Origin of the sequence: Succinimonas amylolytica DSM 2873 (genome assembly GCF_000378405.1) — a bacterium.
GTDB lineage: Bacteria > Pseudomonadota > Gammaproteobacteria > Enterobacterales > Succinivibrionaceae > Succinimonas > Succinimonas amylolytica.
On the sequence record NZ_KB899636.1, the window covers coordinates 1,426,247 to 1,428,413 of the forward strand.

2 protein-coding genes are annotated in these 2,167 nt (G+C 44.4%); both read left to right on the top strand.

Annotated elements, in window-relative coordinates; translation table 11 throughout:
- Positions 1-648: 648 nt before the first annotated feature.
- Positions 649-1,020 carry a YebG family protein gene (locus F557_RS0106360; protein WP_169335169.1) on the top strand — a complete coding sequence of 124 codons (372 nt, stop codon included), beginning with the start codon at positions 649-651 and terminating at the stop codon, positions 1,018-1,020.
- 236 nt (positions 1,021-1,256) lie between these two features.
- Positions 1,257-2,167, top strand: a 911-nt coding sequence (locus F557_RS22620; protein WP_044142664.1) for a TFIIB-type zinc ribbon-containing protein, incomplete at its 3' end; no start/stop codon positions are given.

Genomic DNA, 2,167 nt, shown 5'->3' on the forward strand with positions numbered 1-2,167 from the left:
CAGCATTTTATTTTACAGAGTGTAGTGCCTCTAAGTATGTATGCGTCTACTCATTAACCCCAGTTTTGTATCAGCATTTATAAATGCCAAAAAAAGAACAGGGTTTACAGGCAAGTCCACCTCCGTCTTTGATCGTATCACTTTTCAAATTTCGTTACCGTGGATGGCCTCCAAGTTTCTCCTTTCACCACCAGGCCACATCTCAAATGCATGGGCAGGCTCTAAGGCCTTATAGGTTTCAAGAGCGAAAATTTATGTACCGGACCATGAACTTACAACGGTCTAGTACTTTCTTTCATGTGGTATGTCAGGGATAAAACGGCCATACCCTGGGTGATTTGTAATATTGAGTTTCTAAAACGGTACGTATTGGCTGTTTCTGAAGTTTTTTCGAAGTTGTTTCCAAGTTGTTTCCAAGTATCTAAGCCTGACTTTTTAATTTGTAGCTTTCTGATAGTTCCTGTTGCCGGGATTTCCCTCTCCCTTAAGAAGCTGTTATTTATTTTTCTGACAGTTTTCTTTGTTAATCCGGTATTCATTATTATGAGTGTATAAAAGTATCTGATTACACAGTCTTGTTGTTGATATATGTATTATTTTTGTTGTATCTGTTATAATTACCACGGTAACCACTTTTGGGAGGTTTGTATGTCGCATACGATGGCAATTGAATATGTAATCAGAAACAGTGAAGGTGAAGAAGTGGCCAGATTTCAGGATCCGTCCGAGGCCCGGCGCTATGATCGGGTTCTTACGGCAGCAGAGCAGCTTTTTGATCTGTTCCGGGGTATTCCGGCTCTGTCCGGTGTTGATGAATCCGTGATGGACGAGGTGTCCTTTCAGATAGCAAAGAGAAGCGGGGATATTCTGCCTATTCTCAGCAAAATCGGCCGGGAAAAGATTCCGGCGATTAGAAATGAACAGCAGGGCAAGGGTTCATCTTTTTTCCAGGCTGATGGAGAACAGTCCGAAGGAAGTGTCAGAAGCTCTGTCAGGGAAGCCAGGAAAAAGGTGGCCTGAGTTGTCAGGTTTAAGCAGTAAGTCCGGCAAGGTCTTCCGAAAAGTGCTGTTCATAAAATATCGGAGAGCCGGATAATCCCGGAGTCGGCGGGATGGCGGTTGCAGAGTTCATTGTTTAATCTGTAAGAGAGCACTGCACCTTTAGGAAATCATTTATACGAAGCGATCTTCGGGAGTATAATCCCGGAATCGCTTTTTCTGTTTTGTTATTCCTCTATGTCTGACTGAGTCCCAAGATGTCTTCTCATAAGAAATTCGATATTTACGGCTATACCCCGGACAAGCTGGCAAATGCCAGAAATTATGAAATCAGGATATCCGGTCATTTGTCTTACATTGTTTGCCCTCATTGCCATACAAAGGTTGATTCGTTGCCTATGCGCACCAGGGATCCTGATAATGGCAGTATCTTTTCCTCCAATACGGACAGAATGCCCGGAGCAGAGCTTAAATGTTGTCCAAACTGCGGCGGAGTTTTTCTGGATCCCCGTTTTCGTGAAGCTGCTATTGGAGGCTTCAAAAAGCATAAAAGGAACAGCACTATTGCTAAATTGGCCGTTATGATCGTAATTGCTATTGCTCTCAGCATCTATGGCGGCTGTTCCATTTCCTCCGGTTTCTCCGGCTTTGGTGGCTATGACATTGATGCTGTCAGTGTAAGAACTCTGATAGTATTTTTGATTCTGATTGTTATACTGGGAGCAGTCTTTTATTATATAAAAACTGAAGGGCTCTATAATTCCCGCAATGAGCTGGGAAGCTCCAGAGCAAGACTAAAAAATCCCGATTATCTTCGCGCTCTTCAGAGGCTGGGGCGTCCCCTGCCTGTAAAGTATCTTAATCTGATAAACGGCACTTCCGATGAAAACAGGATTTACCGGGTGCTTTCCGGAAGCTGCGAATTCTGTGGCTTTTTTCTGAAGAAACCAGAAATGTGCCGCCATTTTGAAAGACCTTTGGCCACCTGCCCGCAGTGCCGGATGCTTACCTACGATGACCGGCTGTGCGAGCTGGCCGTCTATCCTCCGGAAATGCAGCGGGAGATATTCAGTGCTGTCGCTGGCGGTATTGGTGCTGCTATGAAATTCGAAGAAATCACCCAGGGTATGGCCGTTTTATCCCTGACATACCCCATGAAAGAAAGTAC